Source organism: Mesorhizobium sp. L103C105A0, assembly GCF_000502215.1.
Taxonomy (GTDB): Bacteria; Pseudomonadota; Alphaproteobacteria; order Rhizobiales; family Rhizobiaceae; genus Mesorhizobium.
This window is the reverse complement of the sequence record NZ_AYXF01000007.1, coordinates 132,147-151,394: the sequence shown is the minus strand read 5'-3', so window position 1 is coordinate 151,394 and position 19,248 is coordinate 132,147. Positions and strand designations below refer to the sequence as shown.

Genomic DNA, 19,248 nt, shown 5'->3' with positions numbered 1-19,248 from the left:
TCTCAGGCGGCGCAGGCAGTGAGGGGCGAGGCTATCAGGCGCGCCCCATCATGGCCGGTGATGTCTGCCTCGACGATCTCGCCCGGCGCGCCTGTGCCGAGCGCGGCAAGCGTGAACCCTTCGGTACGGCCGAGGCCGTCGCGCTCGATAAGGATCGTTTGGCGCGTTCCCGGGAGCGACGACAGATGGCGGCGATACGCAGCCTCACCAGCGGCGCGCAGCTGGGCCGCGCGCTGCTTGACCAATTCGCGGCGGACCTGCGGCATGCGCGCGGCGGGCGTGCCTTCGCGCGGCGAAAACGGGAAGACATGCAGGTGCGTCAGCCCACATTCCTCGACGATCTTTATCGAATTCTGAAACATTTCCTCGGTCTCGGTCGGGAAGCCGGCGATGATGTCGGCGCCGAAGACGATTTCGGGGCGCAGCTTGCGCACATCCTCGCAGAAGCGGATCGACTGGTCACGCAAATGCCTGCGCTTCATGCGCTTCAAGATCATGTCGTCGCCCGACTGCAGCGACAGATGCAGATGCGGCATCAGCCTGGGCTCGGTGGCGATGGCGTCCAGCAGATCGTCGTCGGCCTCGATCGAATCGATGGAGGACAGCCGCAGCCGCCTCACATCAGGCACCTGCTTCAGGATGGTCTTCACCAGCTTTCCCAGCTTCGGCGCGCCCGGCAGGTCGGCGCCGAAAGAGGTCATGTCGACGCCGGTCAGCACGATCTCGGCGTAGCCGTTGCCGGCGAGACGCTTGACCTGCTCGACAACCGCGCCCATCGGCACCGAGCGTGAGTTGCCGCGGCCATAGGGGATGATGCAGAAGGTGCAGCGATGGTCGCAGCCGTTCTGCACCTGGACGAAAGCACGTGCCCGGCCCTCAATGGCGTCGACCATGTGGCCGGCGGTCTCGCGCACCGAGAAAATGTCGTTGACGCGCGCCTTCTCGCTGTCGTTGACGCCGAAATCCGGCAGCGCGCGGTAGGAGTTGGCCTTCAGCTTCTCTTCGTTGCCAAGCACGAGGTCGACCTCGTCCATGGCGGCAAAATTCTGCGGTTCGGTTTGCGCGGCGCAGCCGGTGACGATGATGCGCGCCGCCGGATTTTCGCGGCGGGCCTTTCTGATCGACTGCCTGGCCTGGCGCACCGCTTCGGCGGTGACGGCGCAGGTGTTGAAGATAATGGCGCCGCCTTTGAGCGCGCCGAGACCTGCGCTTTCGGCCTCGCGGCGCATCACTTCGGATTCATAGGTGTTGAGACGGCAGCCAAAGGTGACGACGTCTATGCCTTGGGAGTTGGGGCCCTTGGTATCGGCAAGTGCAGACATCAGGCCGCGCTTTCGGTGTCGCGGGCCCAGGTGCCGGTCGACGGATCGAAATTGCCGGAAAACTCCCATTCGGCAGCGCCGGTCAGGATGACGTGGTCGTCGTCGCGCCATTCCACATGCAGCGAGCCGCCGCCGGGCGTCATCAGCGTAACGCTGCGGCCGGTGCGCCGGGTGCGGGCAGCGGCGACGACGGAAGCGCAAGCGGCCGAGCCGCAAGCCCTGGTCAGGCCGGCGCCGCGCTCCCAGGTGCGGATGATCATCGTCTCCGGCGACGTTACCTGGGCGATGGTGATGTTGGCGCGCTCGGGGAAGATCGGATGGTTTTCGAGTAGCGGGCCGAAACGCTCGAGTTCATAGGACCAGACATCGTTGTCGACCCAGAAGATGGCGTGCGGGTTGCCCATCGAGAGAGCCGAAGGCGAATGCAGCACCGGCGCGTCGATGGGGCCGATCTGCAACTCGATCATGCGGGTGTCGCGGAATTCCTCGGCCAGCGGAATGTCCTGCCAGCCAAAGCGAGGCGTGCCCATGTCGACCGAGATGGTGCCGTCGGCATGTTCGACGGCGTTGAGGATGCCGGCGCGGGTCTCGAAGGTGAAAGTCTTCTGGCCGGTTTCGGCGGCCAGCGCCTGCACGACACAGCGCATGCCGTTGCCGCAGGCCTGCGCGCCCGAGCCGTCGGAATTCAAGATGTCGATGTAAAAGGCGGTGCCCGGCGTGCGCGAATCGTGGATCGCCATGATCTGGTCGAACCTGGTCGCCGCATCGGCGTTCAGCGCGACAGCCGACGCCGCCGTGACCCTATCGGCACGGCCACGCATGTCGGCGACGATGATTTCGTTGCCGGTGCCGTTCATCTTGGCGAAGGGGGCACTGCCTGCCATGATCTGAGGTAATCCTGACCGTTTCGCCGCTATATGGCGGAAACGGGCGGGAATTACCAGTGTGGGCTGCGTCTAGGTTACCGCGAAAACGCCGAGCACAATCAGCAGGAAGATGACGAGAACGATGCCGATCAGCACGCGCGCGCCGGTGGCGGCGGCACCGGCCAGCGCCGGCATGCCGAGCAGGCTGGCGGCGGCAGCAACGATGAGAAGAATGATGATCCATTTGATCATGGACAATGCCTCGCAAATTGACTGGCCTGCAGCCGGCTTAAGAACGCATCTGCCGCGCTCTGGTTCCCTCTTGCCGCGAGGCTCTCTCCGACTGGGCGCGCTATTCGGCAATCTCGAAGTCGGTCGCGAAAGGCGCCGTCTTTTGCGAGTTCTCATCATGCATGAGGAAATCCGCTCGGTATTTGCCGGGGGGAACGCCATCCAGGGAGACGTTTAATTTGAAGAACATCTCTCGGTTATGCGAGCGCGAGGCGAGCTGGACCCGGCCAAGCTTTTCGACGGTTCCCAGCTTCTCGCCCGACTGGGAAAGCACGGTAAGGTCAACGTAAAGCGCGATCTGGTTGTTGCCGAGCCCATCCGAGCCGTAGCCGTAACCGACCGGCTCCATATAAAGCACAATCTCTTCGCCCGGCTTGTAGACATGGTTCGGGCGCTCGGCGTAGGCCCCGAACCCGCTGGCCGACATGATGTGCTTCACATTTTGCACGCCAAGCGGCATCGCTTGCCACAGAGCGTCCTCGGCGCTGCGGAATTTGTCCAGCGCGCCGGCACCATCACCCGCCTGCAGTGCCTTTTCGGCTTCAGCGGCGCGATCGGTGATTTCACCCGCGAAAGCGGCCGGCGTCGAAATTACCAGCGCGATCAAAACTGCCAAGATTGATTTCATCTGTTCCCCCTGTTGCGATAGACCATCGGCTAAAATGGCAGTGCCGTAAACGGCCAGATGCAGACTTCAGCCGCGCTCGATCTCGGGAACGTCCCAAAGCTCGCCCGGACGGAAGGCGCGAAACCGCTCACCCAGGCCTTGCGCCTCAAGCGCTTCAGTCAGTTTTGCGCCGGCATTTGCGCTCGACCGCCGATGCGCCGACCTGCCGCGGGCTCCGGTGCCGCTTTCGCAACCGATGTACCGGTTGGAACCGCGCTAGAGCGAAGACATGCCTTTCGTCCGCCAGCCCTTTTGCGACAAATTTACAACAATTCGTGGTGCAAACCCTATTTTAACCATATCGGGTTGAAATTTCGCCACCTTCTCCATCTTGGTGAGGGGTGCGATTGTGCGGACGGCTTCCCCCCAGCCGGATCCGACGGAGGTTGGAATGATTTTTTCGAGAAGCGGGCTGATGGCCGTATCGCTGGCAGCGCTCGTTGCGAGCGGCTGTTCGACCTCGCGTTTTTCATCGATGGATGACCAGCAGCCCGCCCCGCTGCAGCCCGCGCCCGCCGGCACGGTGAGCGGAAGCCAACTGCCGCCCCCGGCAGCGCCGGGCACCACCGACCCATCGCAATTCCCGACCGCGCCGGCAGGTGCGCAGGTCGCCTCGCTGCCGCCGGACGGATCGGCGCCGGCCGGAGCCTCCGACCTTACCGCTGCGAGCGTTGCCGGCGTCTGGAACGCCAGCGTGTCCGGACAGAGCTGCAAGGTGGCGACGCCGCAGACCAAATTCGGCGCCGGCTTCCGCGCCGGGCCGCTGCATTGCCCGCCGCCCATCGACGGCATCAAATCGTGGAACGTCGCCGGCAAGCAGCTGACGCTCTATGACGAGAATGGCGGCACGCTGGCGCGGCTCTATTCCTCGGGCGGTTCGAAATTCGACGGCCAGACTACCAACGGCTTGCCGATATCGCTTACAAGGTAGGCAGGGTATGCTGATATTCAGGTGAGGCCGGCCTGCGAACGGCGGCTTCCTGCGCTTCCGGTGCTCACGTACTTAAGTACGCTCCGCTCCGGTTCTCGGGAGCCACCATTCTCGGCTCGGCCTGACCTGAACCTCAACACACCCTGATCTTTCCTGGAGCAATCCGCTCAAAGTAAGCGACGTGACCGATGCATCTGCGTGACGGCCTCCAGACCCATGCGACCGTCAGGCAGCGCTACGACCATCTGGTCGCAACCGGCGCCATCGAGCGCGATCCTGCGCAGGAGCGCATCGCCGCCGCGCTCGACCGGCTGACCGACGAGATCTCGGTCAAGCGGCTGGCGCACAAGTCGAGCGCGCTCGGCTGGCTGTTTGCCCGCAAGCGCGAGACGCGCGAGGTCGTCAAGGGCCTCTACATTCATGGCGGCGTCGGTCGCGGCAAGACCATGCTGATGGATATGTTCTTCGAGCTGTTGCCGGTCAGGCGCAAGCGCCGCGTTCATTTCAACGACTTCATGGCCGATGTGCAGGACCGCATCCAGAAGCACCGGCAGGCGCGCAAGAACGGCGACGTCAAGGAGGACGACCCGATCCCGCCGGTCGCGCTTCAGCTTGCCGAACAGGCCTGGGTGCTGTGCTTCGATGAGTTTTCGGTCACCGACATTGCCGATGCGATGGTGCTGTCGCGGCTGTTTTCGGCGCTGTTCGTCAATGGCGTGGTTCTGGTCGCCACCTCGAATGTCGCGCCGCAGGACCTTTATCGCGACGGGCTGAACCGCCAGCTCTTCCTGCCCTTCATCAGCATTCTCGAGCGCCACGCCCATGTGCTGACGCTCGATGCCGACAAGGACTACAGGCTGGAAAAGCTCGCCCGCACGCCGGTTTATGTCACCCCGGCGGATGCCGAAGCCGACCGTGTGCTCGACGAGGCCTGGCAGGCGATGACGCGTGGAGCGCCGACGGCCGAGACCTCGCTGACGCTCAAGGGGCGGCAGGTGAGAATACCGGCTGCTGCCGGCAATGCGGCGCGGTTTTCCTTCGCCGACCTCTGCGAAAAGCCGCTCGGCGCACGCGATTTCCTGGCCATTGCCGGCCGCTTCTCGACCGTCTTCATCGATCACGTGCCGGTGCTGGGCGAAGGCAAGCGCAACGAGGCCAAGCGCTTCATCCTGTTGATCGACACGCTCTACGATCATCACACGCGGCTGGTGGTGAGCGCTGAGGCTCCCCCGCCTGAGCTTTACACGGCCAGGCGCGGCGTCGAGGTGTTCGAATTCGAACGCACCGCCTCGCGGCTGATCGAGATGCAAAGCCGCGACTGGCTGGAGGACTGGGCGGAACGGCAGAAGGACAACGCGGAAGCGCAGGTCTGAGGGTTCCAAGAGGTCATTATGTAGTGATCCTTCGCGCCCCTCTGTCCTGCCGGACATCTCCCCCACACGGGGGGAGATTGGCGGTTTCGGCGCTCCGCTCATTCCTGCGGCCATTGGAGATTGGCGAAAGGTCGCGTGACGTCCGATCTCCCCCCTCGTGGGGGAGATGCCTGGCAAGGCAGAGGGGGCGCTGTCCCGCCGACGCCTAAAGCTCGTACACATACATCACAAACGACTCCGCCTGCCCATGCTCCTCCCTGCGTTTTTCATAAAGCCCGCGCGATGGAACATTGTCCGGCTCGGTTCCAACACAGGCTTCGCCGCAACCTTTGCTCGCGGCCGAGCGCGAACATCGCGTCGAGCATTTTTCGCGCGATGCCTTGGCGCTGGTAGGCGGGTGAGACGCCGACTTCGTCGATGTAGAGTCCGTTGACCTTGTCGGGATGGCGGTGGATGATTGTGGGGCATTGGTCGACGACGCCGTCGGCCAATGCCACGATCATGAGATGACCTGATGATGAGGCGAGGTAGGCAGCAAGCCTGTCTGCCCGGACCGGCTCGTCGAACACGTCCTCGGCGATGCGCTTCACAAGGGCGTCATCGCCTGGATATAGTCTTCTGATTTCCACGCTCATTGTGTAAAATCTCCTAAGCTGGCCTACAAACTTTGACGTTTACGTAAGTCCCAATGTTTCTAACCGATTGAAATCATTCACTCGAAAATAATCGATTGAATATATTTTCCACCGGGGCTACTGGATGCGGCGAAATCTAGCTGAGACCATAGCATTCCGGCCTCTTCCTCGACGCCGTCAACAGATCGCCAGGGATTTTGGGCGTCGTCACAGACAAAGGGAAAATTTCCTCACATGGCACGCAACAAGATAGCGCTCATCGGCTCCGGCATGATCGGCGGCACGCTCGCTCACATGATCGGCCTCAAGGACCTCGGCGACGTGGTGCTGTTCGATATTGCCGAGGGCATTCCGCAAGGCAAGGGGCTCGATATCGCGCAGTCTTCGCCGGTCGACGGTTTTGATTCCCGGCTGACCGGCGTCAATGATTATGCCGGGATCGAGGGCGCCGATGTCTGCATCGTCACTGCCGGCGTGCCGCGCAAGCCGGGTATGAGCCGCGACGATCTGCTGGGCATCAACCTCAAGGTCATGGAACAGGTCGGCGCAGGGCTGAAGAAATACGCGCCCAAGGCTTTCGTCATCTGCATCACCAACCCGCTCGACGCCATGGTCTGGGCGCTGCAGAAGTTTTCCGGCCTGCCCAAGACCCATGTCGTCGGCATGGCCGGCGTGCTCGACAGCGCGCGCTTCCGCTATTTCCTGGCCGAGGAGTTCAAGGTCTCGGTCGAGGACGTCACCGCCTTCGTGCTCGGCGGCCACGGTGATTCCATGGTGCCGATGATCCGCTACTCCACGGTTTCGGGCATTCCGTTGCCGGACCTCATCAAGATGGGCTGGACCTCGAAGGAAAAGCTCGACCAGATCGTGCAGCGCACCCGCGACGGCGGCGCCGAGATCGTCGGCCTCTTGAAGACCGGCTCGGCCTTCTACGCCCCGGCAGCCTCGGCCATCTCGATGGCCGAATCCTACCTCAAGGACAAGAAGCGCGTGCTGCCTTGCGCTGCGCATCTCTCGGGCCAGTATGGCGTCAAGGGCACCTATGTCGGCGTTCCCGTTGTCATCGGCGCCGGCGGCGTCGAGCGCATCATCGAGATCGACCTCAACAAGGCCGAGCAGAAGATGTTCGACGCTTCGGTGGCGACGGTGCAGGGCCTGACCGAGGCCTGCGTCAAGATCGCCCCGCACCTCGCCTCGAAGTAATCCCCCAAAGCAGCCGATCCGGAGACCGTCCAGATGAACATCCATGAATATCAAGGCAAGGCGCTGCTGAAGTCGTTTGGCGCGCCGGTGGCCGAAGGCGTGCCGGTGTTCAAGGCAAGCGAAGCGGAAGCCGCGGCACAAGCGCTTCCCGGTCCGCTCTATGTGGTGAAGAGCCAAATCCATGCCGGCGGCCGCGGCAAGGGGAAGTTCAAGGAGCTTGGCCCGGACGCCAAGGGCGGCGTGCGGTTGGCGAAATCGGTGGCCGAAGTCGTTGCCAACGCCAATGAGATGCTCGGCCACACGCTGGTCACCAAACAGACCGGCCCGGCCGGCAAGCAGGTCAACCGGCTTTACATCGAGGACGGCGCCGACATCGAGCGTGAACTCTATCTGTCGATCCTGGTCGACCGCTCGGTCGGCCGCATCGCTTTCGTCGTCTCGACCGAGGGCGGCATGGACATTGAAGGCGTCGCCCACGACACACCGGAAAAGATCATCACCCGCGCCATCGATCCGCTGGCCGGCGTGACGACCATCGACGTCGACATATTGGTGGAAGCGCTGGGCCTCACCGGCGATGCCGCCAAGGATGCCGGCACGCTGTTCCCGATCCTCTACAAGGCCTTTGTCGAGAAGGACATGAGCCTGCTCGAGGTCAACCCGCTGATCGTGATGAAAAACGGCCGCCTGCGCGTGCTGGACGCCAAGGTGTCGTTCGACAACAACGCTCTCTTCCGCCACCCCGAACTGATGGAACTGCGCGACACCACCGAAGAGGACGAGAAGGAGATCGAGGCGTCGAAATACGACCTCGCCTATGTCGCGCTCGACGGCAATATCGGCTGCATGGTCAATGGCGCCGGCCTCGCCATGGCGACTATGGACATCATCAAGCTCTACGGCGCCGAGCCCGCCAACTTCCTCGATGTCGGCGGCGGCGCGTCGAAGGAGAAGGTGACGGCGGCGTTCAAGATCATCACCAAGGATCCGGCCGTCAAAGGCATACTGATCAACATCTTCGGCGGCATCATGAAGTGCGACATCATCGCCGAGGGCGTCATTGCCGCAGTCAAGGAAGTCGGCCTGGAAGTGCCGCTGGTGGTGCGTCTTGAAGGCACCAATGCCGAGCTCGGCAAGAAGATCATCAACGACAGCGGCCTGAACGTGGTGTCGGCCGATGATCTCGATGACGCAGCCAAGAAGATCGTGGCGGCGGTGAAGGGCTGAGCGGATGCAACCCAGCCGCCTTCTGTGTGCAATCGGGTTCGGCTGTCTGGCCGTTCCGTCGCAGGCAGAAGAGATTTCGGATGCAGTCGTACTCTATGAGAAAATTTGCATCGCGTCTGACGGCGATTTGATGAGAAGCGAGCAATTGGCTCTGGAGAATGGGTTTTCGATCAGTTCGAACGATTTTGGCATAAAGACTTATAATCGGGACCGACCCGGAAACCTCTCCAAGCCTTTTGTGACCTTAAAATCTGCGAGAACAGATGGAAATTATCCTGTGATGGATGTTTGCGAGGTTTTTGGAAATACGACTCGGATATCCGACCTTGATAATTATGTCCGATTGCAGGGTTTGATCGAAATACCAAAAGAACAGATTTTTGATGATCTACCGGAACAAACACTGGTACGGCTCTTTGTAAGCAAAGATTGCAAGACTTCTGGCAAAGACGATGGAAAGTGCCGTTTTGTCGGAACTATAAGCGACCAACCGCTAGATGGTAAGCTGACTGGGGTTTTCCGTTTTGGGACGAATTCTCCGCATCATCAGGGCACGTCAGAATGATCCGCATCGCAAGTTGCAAGGAGGAATGATCCCGTGCCTCCGCGCAAGATAAACCTCGTCGAGGCGGCGGACGCGAAGATCAAGAAGGTCTTCGATCCGCATATTGCCGGCGACGTCAATGACAGCCAGGCCAAGGTCGCCAAGTTCGGCGAGACCTTCGACTGGCATGCGCACGAGCATGAGGACGAGGCTTTTCTCGTGCTGCGGGGCAAGATCGCCATCGATTTTCGCGACGGCCCGGTCGAGCTCGGCGAGGGCGATTTCATTGTCGTGCCGAAGGGCGTCGAGCACCGGCCGCGGTCGCTGACCGCCGAGCCGGTCGTGCTGATGTTCGAGCCGGCAACGACGCTCAACACCGGCAATGCCAAGAGCGACCTCACCGTCTCCGACCTGAAGCGGCTCTGACCCATGAACGCGTTCTCCTCGCTCTCGGCCGATCACCAGCGCCTGCAGGCGCTGGTCGGCGCGTGGCGCGGCGAGGAAGAGGTGGCGGAAACACAATGGGCCGATGGTGGACCGGCGACGTCGGAAGTGCTGGCGGAGGCACCGTTCGGCGGCCTGTTCGTGGTGCAGCGCTATCGCCAGCGCCGCGACGGCACGGTCTCGTTCGGCTCGCACTCAGTGTTCGGATTCGATCAGCAAAACAGCCTCGTCACCATGCACCAGTTCGATTCCATAGGCTTTGTGCCGGCCTCGCCGGCCACAGGCGCATGGAACGGCAGCGAGCTCACTCTTGATCGGTCGTCGCCGCGCGGTTCCGCGCGGGTCACATATATTTTCGACAATGCCGATACCTACCGCATGCGATTGCATTTCAAACCTGCCGGCAGCGACAGCTGGCAAGACATGGTGAGCGGCGTCTACCGGCGCGTCTCGCCTTCCTCGATCAACGGCTTTTAGAAAAGGGCTCCGATGTCCATTCTCATCGACAAGAACACCAAGGTGCTGGTGCAGGGCCTGACCGGCAAGACCGGCACGTTCCACACCGAACAGGCGCTGGCCTATCACGGCACCAGGATGGTGGGCGGTATCCATCCCAAGAAGGGTGGCGAGACCTGGACCGGCGCCAAGGGCGAAAACCTGCCGATCTTCGCCTCGGTCGCCGAGGGCAAGGAAAAGACCGGCGCCAACGCCTCGGTCGTCTATGTGCCGCCGGCGGGCGCCGCCGAAGCCATCCTCGAAGCCATCGAAGCCGAGATCCCGCTGATCGTCTGCATCACCGAAGGCATTCCGGTGATGGACATGGTCAGGGTCAAGGCGCGGCTCGACCGCTCGACCTCGCGGCTGATCGGCCCGAACTGCCCTGGTGTGCTCACCCCCGACGAATGCAAGATCGGCATCATGCCCGGCAACATCTTCCGCAAAGGCTCGGTCGGCGTTGTTTCGCGCTCGGGAACGCTTACCTATGAGGCAGTGTTCCAGACCACAAATGTCGGCCTCGGCCAGACGACCGCGGTCGGTATCGGCGGCGACCCCGTCAAAGGCACCGAGTTCATCGACGTGCTCGAGATGTTCCTCGCCGACGACGAGACCAAGTCGATCATCATGATCGGCGAGATCGGCGGTTCGGCCGAGGAAGACGCCGCGCAGTTCCTCAAGGACGAGGCCAAACGCGGCCGCAAAAAGCCGATGGCGGGCTTCATCGCCGGGCGCACCGCGCCGGCCGGCCGCACGATGGGCCATGCCGGCGCGGTCATCTCCGGCGGCAAAGGCGGCGCGGAAGACAAGATCGCGGCCATGGAATCGGCCGGCATCAAGGTATCGCCATCGCCGGCACGACTGGGCACGACGCTGGTCGAGGCGATCAAGGCTAAGTGAGTAGCGAGTAGTGAATAGCGAATAGGGAAAAGAGAGTAACGGCGCGACCCGGGAAAAATCCCTACTCGCTATTCGCTACTCACTATTCGCTTTTGAAAAGGAGACGGAGCCAGGCTCCGCGGACAAAAATGGCAAGACAAGATCAGGCCAACGACCAATTTTCGCTCACCTCTTTCCTCTATGGCGGCAATGCCGACTATATCGACGCGCTGTACGCCTCCTATGAGGATGATCCGGAGTCGGTNTCTTTCCTCTATGGCGGCAATGCCGACTATATCGACGCGCTGTACGCCTCCTATGAGGATGATCCGGAGTCGGTAAACCCCGAATGGCAGGACTTTTTCGCCGGGCTGAAGGACGACGCCGGCGATGTGCGCAAGAACGCCAAGGGCGCTTCCTGGGCAAAGCCGTCCTGGCCGCTGCAGGCCAATGGCGAACTGGTGTCGGCGCTGGACGGCAATTGGGGCATCGTCGAGAAGCATCTGGAAAAGAAGGTCAAGGATAAGGCGGTCACCAATGGCGTCGTGCTGTCGGATGCCGACGTGCATCAGGCGACGCGCGATTCGGTGCGCGCCATCATGATGATCCGCGCCTTCCGCATGCGCGGCCATCTGCACGCCAATCTCGACCCGCTCGGCATCGCCAAGCCGCTTGAGGACTATAACGAGCTGTCGCCGGAAAATTACGGTTTTACCGCAGCCGACTACGACCGGCCGATCTTCCTCGACAATGTGCTCGGCCTCGAATTCGGCACCATCCGGCAGATGCTGGAGATCCTGACCCGCACCTATTGCTCGACGCTCGGTGTCGAGTTCATGCACATTTCCGACCCCGAGGAGAAGGCCTGGATCCAGGCGCGCATCGAGGGTGCCGACAAAGAGATTTCCTTCACCGCTACGGGAAAAAAGGCGATCCTGCAGAAGCTGGTCGAGGCCGAAGGCTTCGAGCAGTTCATCGATGTCAAGTACAAGGGTACCAAGCGCTTCGGCCTCGATGGCAGCGAAGGCCTGATCCCGGCGCTGGAGCAGATCATCAAGCGCGGCGGCCAGCTCGGCATGAAGGAGATCGTGCTCGGCATGGCGCATCGCGGCCGGCTGAACGTGCTGTCCCAGGTGATGGCCAAACCGCATCGCGCCATCTTCCACGAATTCAAGGGCGGCTCGGCCGCTCCTGACGAGGTCGAGGGCTCGGGCGACGTCAAGTACCATCTCGGCGCCTCGTCGGACCGCGAATTCGACGGCAACAAGGTGCATCTGTCGCTGACCGCCAATCCTTCGCATCTGGAAATCGTCGATCCGGTTGTGATGGGCAAGGCGCGCGCCAAGCAGGACTATCTGTTCGGCCGCAGCCGCGAGGAGATCGTGCCGCTGGAAGAGCGCGCCAAGGTGCTGCCGCTGCTTCTGCATGGCGACGCCGCCTTTGCTGGCCAGGGCGTAATCGCCGAAATCCTCGGCCTGTCGGGCCTGCGCGGCCACCGCGTCGCCGGCACGCTGCATTTCATCATCAACAACCAGATCGGCTTCACCACCAATCCGCGCTTCTCGCGCTCGTCGCCCTATCCGTCCGACGTCGCCAAGATGATCGAGGCGCCGATCTTCCACGTCAATGGCGACGACCCGGAAGCGGTGGTGCATGCCACGAAGGTGGCGATCGAATTTCGCATGAAGTTCCACAAGCCGGTGGTGGTGGACATGTTCTGCTATCGCCGCTTCGGCCACAATGAGGGTGACGAGCCGGCTTTCACCCAGCCGATCATGTACGCCAACATCCGCAACCACAAGACGACGGTGCAGATCTATGGCGAGCGGCTGATCGCCGAGGGCCATATCAGCCAGGCCGAACTCGACAAGATGAAGGCCGACTGGCGCGCCCATCTGGAGTCCGAATGGGAAGTCGGCCAGCACTACAAGCCCAACAAGGCCGACTGGCTGGACGGCGCCTGGTCTGGTCTGCGCACCGCCGACAACCAGGACGAACAGCGCCGCGGCAAGACCGCCGTGCCGGTCAAGGTGCTGAAGGACATCGGCAAGAAACTGACCGAGGTGCCGAAAGGTTTCGAGGCGCACAAGACCATCATCCGCTTCCTCGAAAACCGCCGCCAGGCGATCGACTCCGGCGAAGGCATCGACTGGTCGACGGCCGAGGCGCTGGCCTTCGGCGCCATCCTGCTCGACGGCAATCCGATCCGGCTCTCCGGCCAGGATTCAGAACGCGGCACCTTCTCGCAGCGCCATTCCGTGCTCTACGACCAGAAGGACGAGACCCGCTACATCCCGCTCAACAATCTGTCGGCGGCACAGGCCGGCTACGAAGTCATCAACTCGATGCTGTCGGAAGAGGCGGTGCTTGGCTTCGAATATGGCTACAGCCTGGCCGAGCCGAAGGCGCTGACGCTCTGGGAAGCGCAGTTCGGCGATTTCGCCAACGGCGCCCAGGTGGTGTTCGACCAGTTCATCTCGTCGGGCGAGCGCAAGTGGCTCAGAATGTCAGGCCTGGTCTGCCTGCTGCCGCATGGCTATGAAGGCCAGGGTCCAGAGCATTCTTCGGCCCGGCTCGAGCGCTTTCTGCAGCTTTGCGCCGAAGACAATATGCAAGTCGCCAACTGCACCACGCCGGCCAACTACTTCCACATATTGCGCCGGCAGCTGAAGCGCGACTTCCGCAAGCCGCTGATCCTGATGACGCCGAAGTCGCTGCTGCGCCACAAGCGGGCAGTGTCGACGCTGCCGGAGATTTCGGGCGAAAGCTCGTTCCACCGGCTGTTGTGGGACGATGCCCAGCTGTTGCAGAACCAGGCGATCAAGCTCACCAAGGATTCCAAGATCCGCCGCGTCGTGCTTTGCTCGGGCAAGGTCTATTATGACCTCTACGAGGAGCGCGAGAAGCGCGGCATCAACGACATCTACCTGCTGCGCGTCGAACAGCTCTATCCGTTCCCGGCCAAGGCGCTGATCACCGAACTGTCGCGTTTCCGCAATGCGGAGATGGTGTGGTGCCAGGAAGAACCCAAGAACATGGGCGCATGGTCGTTCATCGACCCTTATCTGGAATGGGTGCTGGCGCATATCGACGCCAAGCATCAGCGGGTGCGCTACACCGGCAGGCCGGCGGCGGCGTCGCCGGCGACCGGGCTGATGTCGAAGCATCTGGCACAGCTCGCCGCCCTGCTCGAAGACGCGCTCGGCGAATAGAACAAACCCGGCGAATAGAACAGACAGAGAAGAAACGGAACAGGCACAATGGCTACCGAAATCCGCGTTCCCACTCTCGGCGAATCCGTCACCGAGGCGACCATCGGCAAGTGGTTCAAGAAGGTCGGCGATGCCATTGCCGTCGACGAGCCGCTGGTCGAGCTCGAAACCGACAAGGTGACGGTGGAGGTGCCTGCCGCCGCCGCCGGCACGCTGGGCGAGATCACCGCCAAGGAAGGCGAGACCGTCGGCGTCGGTGCGCTGCTCGGTTCGATCTCGGCTGGAGGCGCTGCCGCCGCCCCGGCGTCCAAGCAGGAGACCAAGCCGCAAGCTGTGTCGCAGGCGTCGAGCCCCGACGCGGCACATACGACCAAGCAGGCCGCGGCCGAGACCGCCAAGATCGCCGGCGATGCCGGGCCGGTCGAGCCGCGCACAATGCCGCCGGCGCCAGCTGCCGCAAAGCTGATCGCCGAGAACAATCTGTCGGTCGACCAGGTTTCTGGCTCGGGCAAGCGCGGCCAGGTGCTGAAGGGCGACGTGCTCGACGCGATTTCCAAGGGCGCGCCGTCGCAGCCGGCCGAAATTCCGAAGGCCGCACCGGCTCCGGTCGCCGTGCGTGCGCCGTCCTCGGGCGACGATGCGTCGCGCGAGGAGCGCGTGCGCATGACCAAGCTGCGCCAGACCATTGCGCGCCGGCTCAAGGAAGCGCAGTCGACCGCCGCCATGCTGACCACCTTCAACGAGGTCGACATGTCGGCGGTGATGGCGCTCAGGACCAAGTACAAGGACATCTTCGAGAAGAAGCATGGCGTGAAGCTCGGCTTCATGGGCTTCTTCACCAAGGCGGTTACGCACGCATTGAAGGAAATCCCCTCGGTCAATGCCGAGATCGACGGCACCGACATCATCTTCAAGAACTATGCCCATATCGGCGTTGCCGTCGGCACCGAAAAGGGTCTCGTCGTGCCGGTGGTGCGCAATGCCGACCAAATGTCGATTGCCGAGATCGAGAAGGATATCGGCCGGCTGGGCATCGCCGCGCGGGACGGCAAGCTGTCGGTCGCCGACATGCAGGGTGGTACGTTCACGATTTCCAACGGTGGCGTCTACGGTTCGCTGATGTCGACGCCGATCCTCAATGCGCCGCAGTCGGGCATTCTTGGCATGCACAAGATCCAGGACCGGCCCGTCGTGGTCGGCGGCCAGATCGTGATTCGGCCGATGATGTACCTGGCGCTCAGCTACGATCACCGTATCGTCGACGGCAAGGAAGCCGTGACCTTCCTGGTCCGCGTCAAGGATAGCCTGGAGGATCCCGAACGGCTGGTGCTTGATTTGTGATCGGAGCTGATCCGTCATGAGCGGCTGGCTGGCGCGGTTTGGGTTCAAGCTGGGTCGAGTAGCGGGTAGCGTATTGAGGCGTTCCCGGCCGGCGGCTTCCGCCGCCATCTCTCCGCCGGCGACATCGACTGAATGGGATTCGGCGCCGGCGAGCAGCAATCTCGGTGTCTTCGCTCTCAGCGAAGCCGAAATGGCGGAGCGGAAGATCATCGTCACGGCGATCGGTGAGCTTGAGCTACCGACCGGCGAAATCATCGCTTGCGATCCACTGATTACCGGGCTGGAACGGCCTGTGTTTAGCCGTAAGGTCAGGCCGGGATGCTATCCAGTCACGTTGCTTGAGGCGCAAGGCCGTGTTGCTGCAGCGGTATTGCGGTTTGGCACTGGCTTGCCGGTGCGGTGGGAGTTGGCTGCCTTCGTCCGCGACGTCGGCACATCGTCCTGGAAGTCTGGATTTATTGTCGATGATAATGTTGCTTCGTTCATGGACAAGTCGGTTCTGACGCTGATGTCCGACCAGGAGGAACTCGACAGCTATCTTGCTGACGTTGCATGCTCGTTCGACAAGTTCCGCATGGATAATCCGGTTGATGGAAATCCGCTTAATATAGCCATGTTCGACACTGGCTTCGGTGATGGGAACTATTATTCCTTCTGGGGACTGGATGCGGCCGGCGAGCCGCTGGTCTTGATGACCGATTTCGAGGTGCTCGAAAACGCCGACGGCCGCGAGAGCAGCCAGAGCAATTCATGACAAACATCGCTTCGCCAATGATCGGATTTATGGCCGGGCTGGCTGTTCTCGCAGCGGGTTACGAGGCGCATGCCGCCTGCCCGCTGGCGCTTGCTGTCTATGGCGATGCCGAAAGCGAGGCCGGCATTGATTTCCGGCCGACGACGGATGCGGTCACCGTCACCAATACCTTCAAGATTGTGCTCGACAAGGGCATCGTGCTCGACGGCATTGTGATGTGGACCTCCGGTGTTTCGCGACCGCATGGCTCGCTGATGTACAAATGCCCGACCGGCGACGTCACCGGTGACGAGCTTGCCGCCTGCACGGTCTGGCATGGCGTCATCTACAGCGCCGACGATAAGGGCAACATCGCGCTCCTGGCGGCGGAAGGCACGGACGCGCCGCAGAGCCTGATCTTCCCCGATCTGGGTCCATCGTTGCAGATGTCGTCCGCCTTTGGCTCCATCGGTTTTTCGAAACTGCCGTGGGATGTGTTTTTGCTGAAAGGTTGCCAGGAATGAGCGCGGCGAAGAAAGTTCTTCTGGTCACCGGCGGCGGCCGCGGCATTGGTGCGGCCACTTGCCGGCTTGCGGCGAAGGCCGGCTACCGCGTCGCGGTCAACTATGCCGCAAACGAGGCCGCGGCCCAGGCGCTGGTTGCCGAAATCGAGGCAGCGGGCGGTGAAGCCTTTGCGGTCAAGGGTGACGTCGGCAACGAAGCCGACATCGTGGCAATGTTCGAAGCGGTCGACCGCCGCTTCGGTCGGCTCGACGCCCTGGTCAACAATGCCGGAATCGTCGACGTCAAGGCGCGCGTCGATGAGATGAGCCTGGCGCGGCTGGAGCGCATGATGCGCATCAACGTCATCGGCTCGTTCCTGTGCGCGCGCGAAGCGGTTAAACGCATGTCGAGCAAGCATGGCGGCCAGGGCGGCGCCATCGTCAACATCTCGTCGGCGGCGTCGCTACACGGCTCGCCCGGCGAATATGTCGACTATGCAGCGTCCAAGGCGGCGATCGACACTTTTACGCTCGGCCTGGCGCGCGAAGTCGCGACCGAAGGCGTGCGCGTCAACGCGATACGGCCGGGCATCATCGACACCGAGATCCACGCTTCGGGCGGCCAGCCGGACCGGGTCGAGCGGTTCCGCGACATGCTGCCGATGAAACGAGCCGGCACGGCGGATGAAGTCGCGCGTGCCGTTCTCTATTTTTTGTCGGATGAAGCGTCCTACACGACGGGCGCAATCCTGAATGTAAGCGGCGGCCGCTGAGCCCCAAGCTAAGGGAAACGAACATGGCTTATGATGTCGTTATCATCGGGTCGGGACCGGGCGGCTATGTCTGTGCCATCAAGGCGGCACAGCTCGGGCTCAAGGTCGCGGTGGTCGAGAAGAACGCCACTTTCGGCGGCACCTGCCTGAACATCGGCTGCATCCCATCCAAGGCGCTGCTTTATGCCTCGGAGATGTTCGCCGAGGCCGGCCATTCCTTCGATGCGCTGGGCGTCGAGATACCGGCGCCGAAACTCAATCTGAAGAAGATGATGGCGCACAAGGACGCGACCGTTTCGGCAAACGTCAATGGCGTCGCCTTCCTGTTCAAGAAAAACAAGATCGATAGTTTCCGTGGCACCGGGAAGGTGGTTGCGGCCGGCAAGGTGTTGGTGACGGCTGAGGACGGCAAGGTCGAGGAGATCGAGACGAAAAACATCGTTATTGCCACGGGCTCCGATGTCGCCGGCATTCCCGGCGTCAAGGTCGACATCGACGAGAAGGTGATCGTATCGTCGACCGGCGCGCTGTCGCTGGAGAAAGTGCCGGGACATCTGGTGGTGGTCGGCGGTGGGGTCATCGGTCTGGAGCTCGGCTCGGTCTGGGCACGGCTCGGCGCCAAGGTCACCGTGGTCGAATTCCTCGACACCATCCTGGGCGGCATGGACGGCGAGGTCTCCAAGCAGTTCCAGCGCCTGCTTTCCAAGCAGGGTTTCGAGTTCAAGCTCGGCGCCAAGGTGACAGGGGTGACCAAGGCCAAAAAGGGCGCCGCCGTTGCGTTCGAACCGGTCAAGGGTGGTGCGGCCGAGACCATCGAGGCCGACGCGGTGCTGATCTCGACCGGACGCCGGGCCTATTCCGACAGCCTCGGGTTGAAAGAAGCCGGCGTCGAGGTCGACGAGCGCGGCCGGGTCAAGACCGACGGGCATCTCAGGACCAACGTGGCCGGCATCTACGCCATTGGCGACGTCATCGCCGGGCCGATGCTGGCGCACAAGGCCGAGGATGAAGGCGTGGCGGTGGCCGAGACCATTGCCGGCCAGGCCGGCCATGTGAATTACGACGTCATTCCGAGCGTCGTCTACACCAGCCCGGAAATCGCTTCGGTCGGCAAGACAGAGGAAGAGCTGAGGAAGGCCGGCATCGACTACAAAAGCGGCAAATTCCCGTTCACCGCCAACGGCCGCGCGCGCGCCATGCTGCACACGGACGGCTTCGTGAAGATCCTCGCCGACAAAGCCAGCGACCGCGTGCTCGGCGTCCACATTGTCGGCTTCGGCGCCGGCGAGATGATTCATGAGGCGGCGGTGCTGATGGAATTCGGCGGCTCATCCGAAGACCTCGCCCGCACCTGCCACGCGCATCCGACAATGTCGGAAGCGGTGAAGGAAGCAGCGCTGGCGACGTTCTTCAAGCCGATCCATATTTAAGGAAACGCTGGAGGGACAGCACCCCCCTGTGGCCTGCCGGCCATCTCCCCCTCAAGGGGGGAGATTGGACTTCACCGCCGCGTCGCGAGCTTTCAAGTTTCTCACGTTTCTAACCTGGCGCTGTTCGTGAACTGCCGATCTCCCCTCTCGAGGGGGAGATGTCCGGCAGGACAGAGGGGGCGGTGAAGAATCGCGACGCTCGCCGATAGGTGCCCCAAACAAAACGGCCCGCTTTTCAGCGGGCCGTTCTTGGCTGGAATCAAGATGCCAGATCAGTTGGCCAGATTACGGGCTCGGCGCCGGAGCGGGCGCGGGTGCCGGGGCTGGCGCAGGAGCCGGTGCGGGAGCAGGGGCTGGTGCGGGAGCCGGTTCGGCGCGC

General features: G+C 62.4%; 19 protein-coding genes. 14 read left to right on the top strand and 5 right to left on the bottom strand.

The genetic code is table 11. The features are described 5' to 3' along the window. Nucleotides 1-2: 2 nt before the first annotated feature. The 4 genes from mtaB to X727_RS144420 all read right to left on the bottom strand — a co-directional run bounded on the left by mtaB (nucleotide 3) and on the right by X727_RS144420 (nucleotide 3,107). Nucleotides 3-1,322, bottom strand: coding sequence for a tRNA (N(6)-L-threonylcarbamoyladenosine(37)-C(2))-methylthiotransferase MtaB (mtaB, locus tag X727_RS144405; protein ID WP_031204470.1), 1,320 nt, complete (start codon nucleotides 1,320-1,322; stop codon nucleotides 3-5). Next, nucleotides 1,322-2,206: a diaminopimelate epimerase gene (dapF, locus tag X727_RS144410; protein WP_023834696.1), complete on the bottom strand. Its 885-nt coding sequence runs from the start codon at nucleotides 2,204-2,206 to the stop codon at nucleotides 1,322-1,324. Before dapF ends, mtaB begins: the two co-directional genes overlap by 1 nt. Before the next feature lie 72 nt (nucleotides 2,207-2,278). Next, nucleotides 2,279-2,440 (bottom strand): DUF1328 family protein, encoded by a 162-nt coding sequence (locus X727_RS1000000166770; RefSeq protein ID WP_023683859.1) that lies wholly within the window; start codon nucleotides 2,438-2,440, stop codon nucleotides 2,279-2,281. A 100-nt stretch (nucleotides 2,441-2,540) separates the two neighbouring features. Next, nucleotides 2,541-3,107, bottom strand: a complete 567-nt coding sequence (locus tag X727_RS144420; RefSeq protein WP_023834695.1) for a hypothetical protein — start codon at nucleotides 3,105-3,107, stop codon at nucleotides 2,541-2,543. Between the two features lie 430 nt (nucleotides 3,108-3,537). Here X727_RS144420 and X727_RS144425 point away from each other — a divergent pair, with 430 nt between their 5' ends. Together X727_RS144425 and zapE are read left to right on the top strand one after the other, a co-directional pair. Continuing rightward, entirely contained in the window at nucleotides 3,538-4,077 is a 540-nt protein-coding gene (locus X727_RS144425) for a protease inhibitor Inh/omp19 family protein (protein ID WP_023687689.1), read from the top strand. A gap of 188 nt (nucleotides 4,078-4,265) precedes the next feature. Further along, on the top strand, nucleotides 4,266-5,450 hold the full coding sequence (gene zapE, locus X727_RS144430) for a cell division protein ZapE (protein ID WP_023834694.1): 1,185 nt from the start codon (nucleotides 4,266-4,268) through the stop codon (nucleotides 5,448-5,450). Nucleotides 5,451-5,716: 266 nt separating this feature from the next. Here the strand turns inward: zapE and X727_RS01000000164935 are convergent, their stop codons facing one another. Continuing rightward, complete coding sequence (locus X727_RS01000000164935) at nucleotides 5,717-6,085, bottom strand: GNAT family N-acetyltransferase (RefSeq protein ID WP_245264522.1); 369 nt, start codon at nucleotides 6,083-6,085, stop codon at nucleotides 5,717-5,719. Between the two features lie 234 nt (nucleotides 6,086-6,319). Here X727_RS01000000164935 and mdh point away from each other — a divergent pair, with 234 nt between their 5' ends. From mdh to lpdA, 12 genes are all read left to right on the top strand, one after another. Continuing rightward, nucleotides 6,320-7,288: a malate dehydrogenase gene (gene mdh / locus X727_RS144435; protein WP_023670541.1), complete on the top strand. Its 969-nt coding sequence runs from the start codon at nucleotides 6,320-6,322 to the stop codon at nucleotides 7,286-7,288. 33 nt (nucleotides 7,289-7,321) lie between these two features. Then, the gene (sucC, locus tag X727_RS144440) at nucleotides 7,322-8,515 is read left to right on the top strand and encodes an ADP-forming succinate--CoA ligase subunit beta (RefSeq protein ID WP_023834693.1); all 1,194 of its coding nucleotides are present in this window, start codon (nucleotides 7,322-7,324) and stop codon (nucleotides 8,513-8,515) included. Nucleotides 8,516-8,519: 4 nt separating this feature from the next. Then, complete coding sequence (locus X727_RS1000000168045; RefSeq protein WP_155923599.1) at nucleotides 8,520-9,080, top strand: hypothetical protein; 561 nt, start codon at nucleotides 8,520-8,522, stop codon at nucleotides 9,078-9,080. Nucleotides 9,081-9,113: 33 nt separating this feature from the next. Next, a complete protein-coding gene (locus X727_RS144445) occupies nucleotides 9,114-9,485 on the top strand; it encodes a cupin domain-containing protein (protein WP_023694516.1) in 372 nt (123 codons plus the stop codon). A 3-nt stretch (nucleotides 9,486-9,488) separates the two neighbouring features. Further along, nucleotides 9,489-9,980, top strand: coding sequence for a DUF1579 family protein (locus tag X727_RS144450; RefSeq protein ID WP_023834691.1), 492 nt, complete (start codon nucleotides 9,489-9,491; stop codon nucleotides 9,978-9,980). A 12-nt stretch (nucleotides 9,981-9,992) separates the two neighbouring features. Further along, complete coding sequence (gene sucD / locus X727_RS144455) at nucleotides 9,993-10,898, top strand: succinate--CoA ligase subunit alpha (RefSeq protein WP_023699237.1); 906 nt, start codon at nucleotides 9,993-9,995, stop codon at nucleotides 10,896-10,898. A 128-nt stretch (nucleotides 10,899-11,026) separates the two neighbouring features. Beyond that, on the top strand, nucleotides 11,027-14,089 hold the full coding sequence (locus X727_RS144460) for a 2-oxoglutarate dehydrogenase E1 component (protein ID WP_023834690.1): 3,063 nt from the start codon (nucleotides 11,027-11,029) through the stop codon (nucleotides 14,087-14,089). A 48-nt stretch (nucleotides 14,090-14,137) separates the two neighbouring features. Then, entirely contained in the window at nucleotides 14,138-15,430 is a 1,293-nt protein-coding gene (odhB, locus tag X727_RS144465) for a 2-oxoglutarate dehydrogenase complex dihydrolipoyllysine-residue succinyltransferase (RefSeq protein ID WP_023742114.1), read from the top strand. 16 nt (nucleotides 15,431-15,446) lie between these two features. Continuing rightward, nucleotides 15,447-16,184: a DUF4241 domain-containing protein gene (locus X727_RS144470; protein WP_031195599.1), complete on the top strand. Its 738-nt coding sequence runs from the start codon at nucleotides 15,447-15,449 to the stop codon at nucleotides 16,182-16,184. Further along, the gene (locus X727_RS144475; RefSeq protein WP_023834689.1) at nucleotides 16,181-16,687 is read left to right on the top strand and encodes a hypothetical protein; all 507 of its coding nucleotides are present in this window, start codon (nucleotides 16,181-16,183) and stop codon (nucleotides 16,685-16,687) included. The genes X727_RS144470 and X727_RS144475 overlap by 4 nt, the downstream gene beginning before the upstream one ends. Then, nucleotides 16,684-17,439, top strand: a complete 756-nt coding sequence (locus tag X727_RS144480; protein WP_023834688.1) for an SDR family oxidoreductase — start codon at nucleotides 16,684-16,686, stop codon at nucleotides 17,437-17,439. The genes X727_RS144475 and X727_RS144480 overlap by 4 nt, the downstream gene beginning before the upstream one ends. Before the next feature lie 23 nt (nucleotides 17,440-17,462). Beyond that, the gene (gene lpdA, locus X727_RS144485; protein WP_023702623.1) at nucleotides 17,463-18,869 is read left to right on the top strand and encodes a dihydrolipoyl dehydrogenase; all 1,407 of its coding nucleotides are present in this window, start codon (nucleotides 17,463-17,465) and stop codon (nucleotides 18,867-18,869) included. Nucleotides 18,870-19,248 lie beyond the last annotated feature (379 nt).

Coding starts and splice junctions, on each gene's coding strand:
- X727_RS144450 (WP_023834691.1), top strand. CDS start 9,489: ATGAACGCGTTCTCCTCGCTCTCGGCCGATCACCAGCGCCTGCAGGCG.
- X727_RS144480 (WP_023834688.1), top strand. CDS start 16,684: ATGAGCGCGGCGAAGAAAGTTCTTCTGGTCACCGGCGGCGGCCGCGGC.
- dapF (WP_023834696.1), bottom strand. CDS start 2,206: ATGGCAGGCAGTGCCCCCTTCGCCAAGATGAACGGCACCGGCAACGAA.
- sucC (WP_023834693.1), top strand. CDS start 7,322: ATGAACATCCATGAATATCAAGGCAAGGCGCTGCTGAAGTCGTTTGGC.
- lpdA (WP_023702623.1), top strand. CDS start 17,463: ATGGCTTATGATGTCGTTATCATCGGGTCGGGACCGGGCGGCTATGTC.
- zapE (WP_023834694.1), top strand. CDS start 4,266: ATGCATCTGCGTGACGGCCTCCAGACCCATGCGACCGTCAGGCAGCGC.
- sucD (WP_023699237.1), top strand. CDS start 9,993: ATGTCCATTCTCATCGACAAGAACACCAAGGTGCTGGTGCAGGGCCTG.
- X727_RS01000000164935 (WP_245264522.1), bottom strand. CDS start 6,085: ATGAGCGTGGAAATCAGAAGACTATATCCAGGCGATGACGCCCTTGTG.
- mdh (WP_023670541.1), top strand. CDS start 6,320: ATGGCACGCAACAAGATAGCGCTCATCGGCTCCGGCATGATCGGCGGC.
- X727_RS144425 (WP_023687689.1), top strand. CDS start 3,538: ATGATTTTTTCGAGAAGCGGGCTGATGGCCGTATCGCTGGCAGCGCTC.
- X727_RS144470 (WP_031195599.1), top strand. CDS start 15,447: ATGAGCGGCTGGCTGGCGCGGTTTGGGTTCAAGCTGGGTCGAGTAGCG.
- odhB (WP_023742114.1), top strand. CDS start 14,138: ATGGCTACCGAAATCCGCGTTCCCACTCTCGGCGAATCCGTCACCGAG.
- X727_RS144475 (WP_023834689.1), top strand. CDS start 16,181: ATGACAAACATCGCTTCGCCAATGATCGGATTTATGGCCGGGCTGGCT.
- X727_RS1000000168045 (WP_155923599.1), top strand. CDS start 8,520: ATGCAACCCAGCCGCCTTCTGTGTGCAATCGGGTTCGGCTGTCTGGCC.
- X727_RS144420 (WP_023834695.1), bottom strand. CDS start 3,107: ATGAAATCAATCTTGGCAGTTTTGATCGCGCTGGTAATTTCGACGCCG.
- mtaB (WP_031204470.1), bottom strand. CDS start 1,322: ATGTCTGCACTTGCCGATACCAAGGGCCCCAACTCCCAAGGCATAGAC.
- X727_RS1000000166770 (WP_023683859.1), bottom strand. CDS start 2,440: ATGATCAAATGGATCATCATTCTTCTCATCGTTGCTGCCGCCGCCAGC.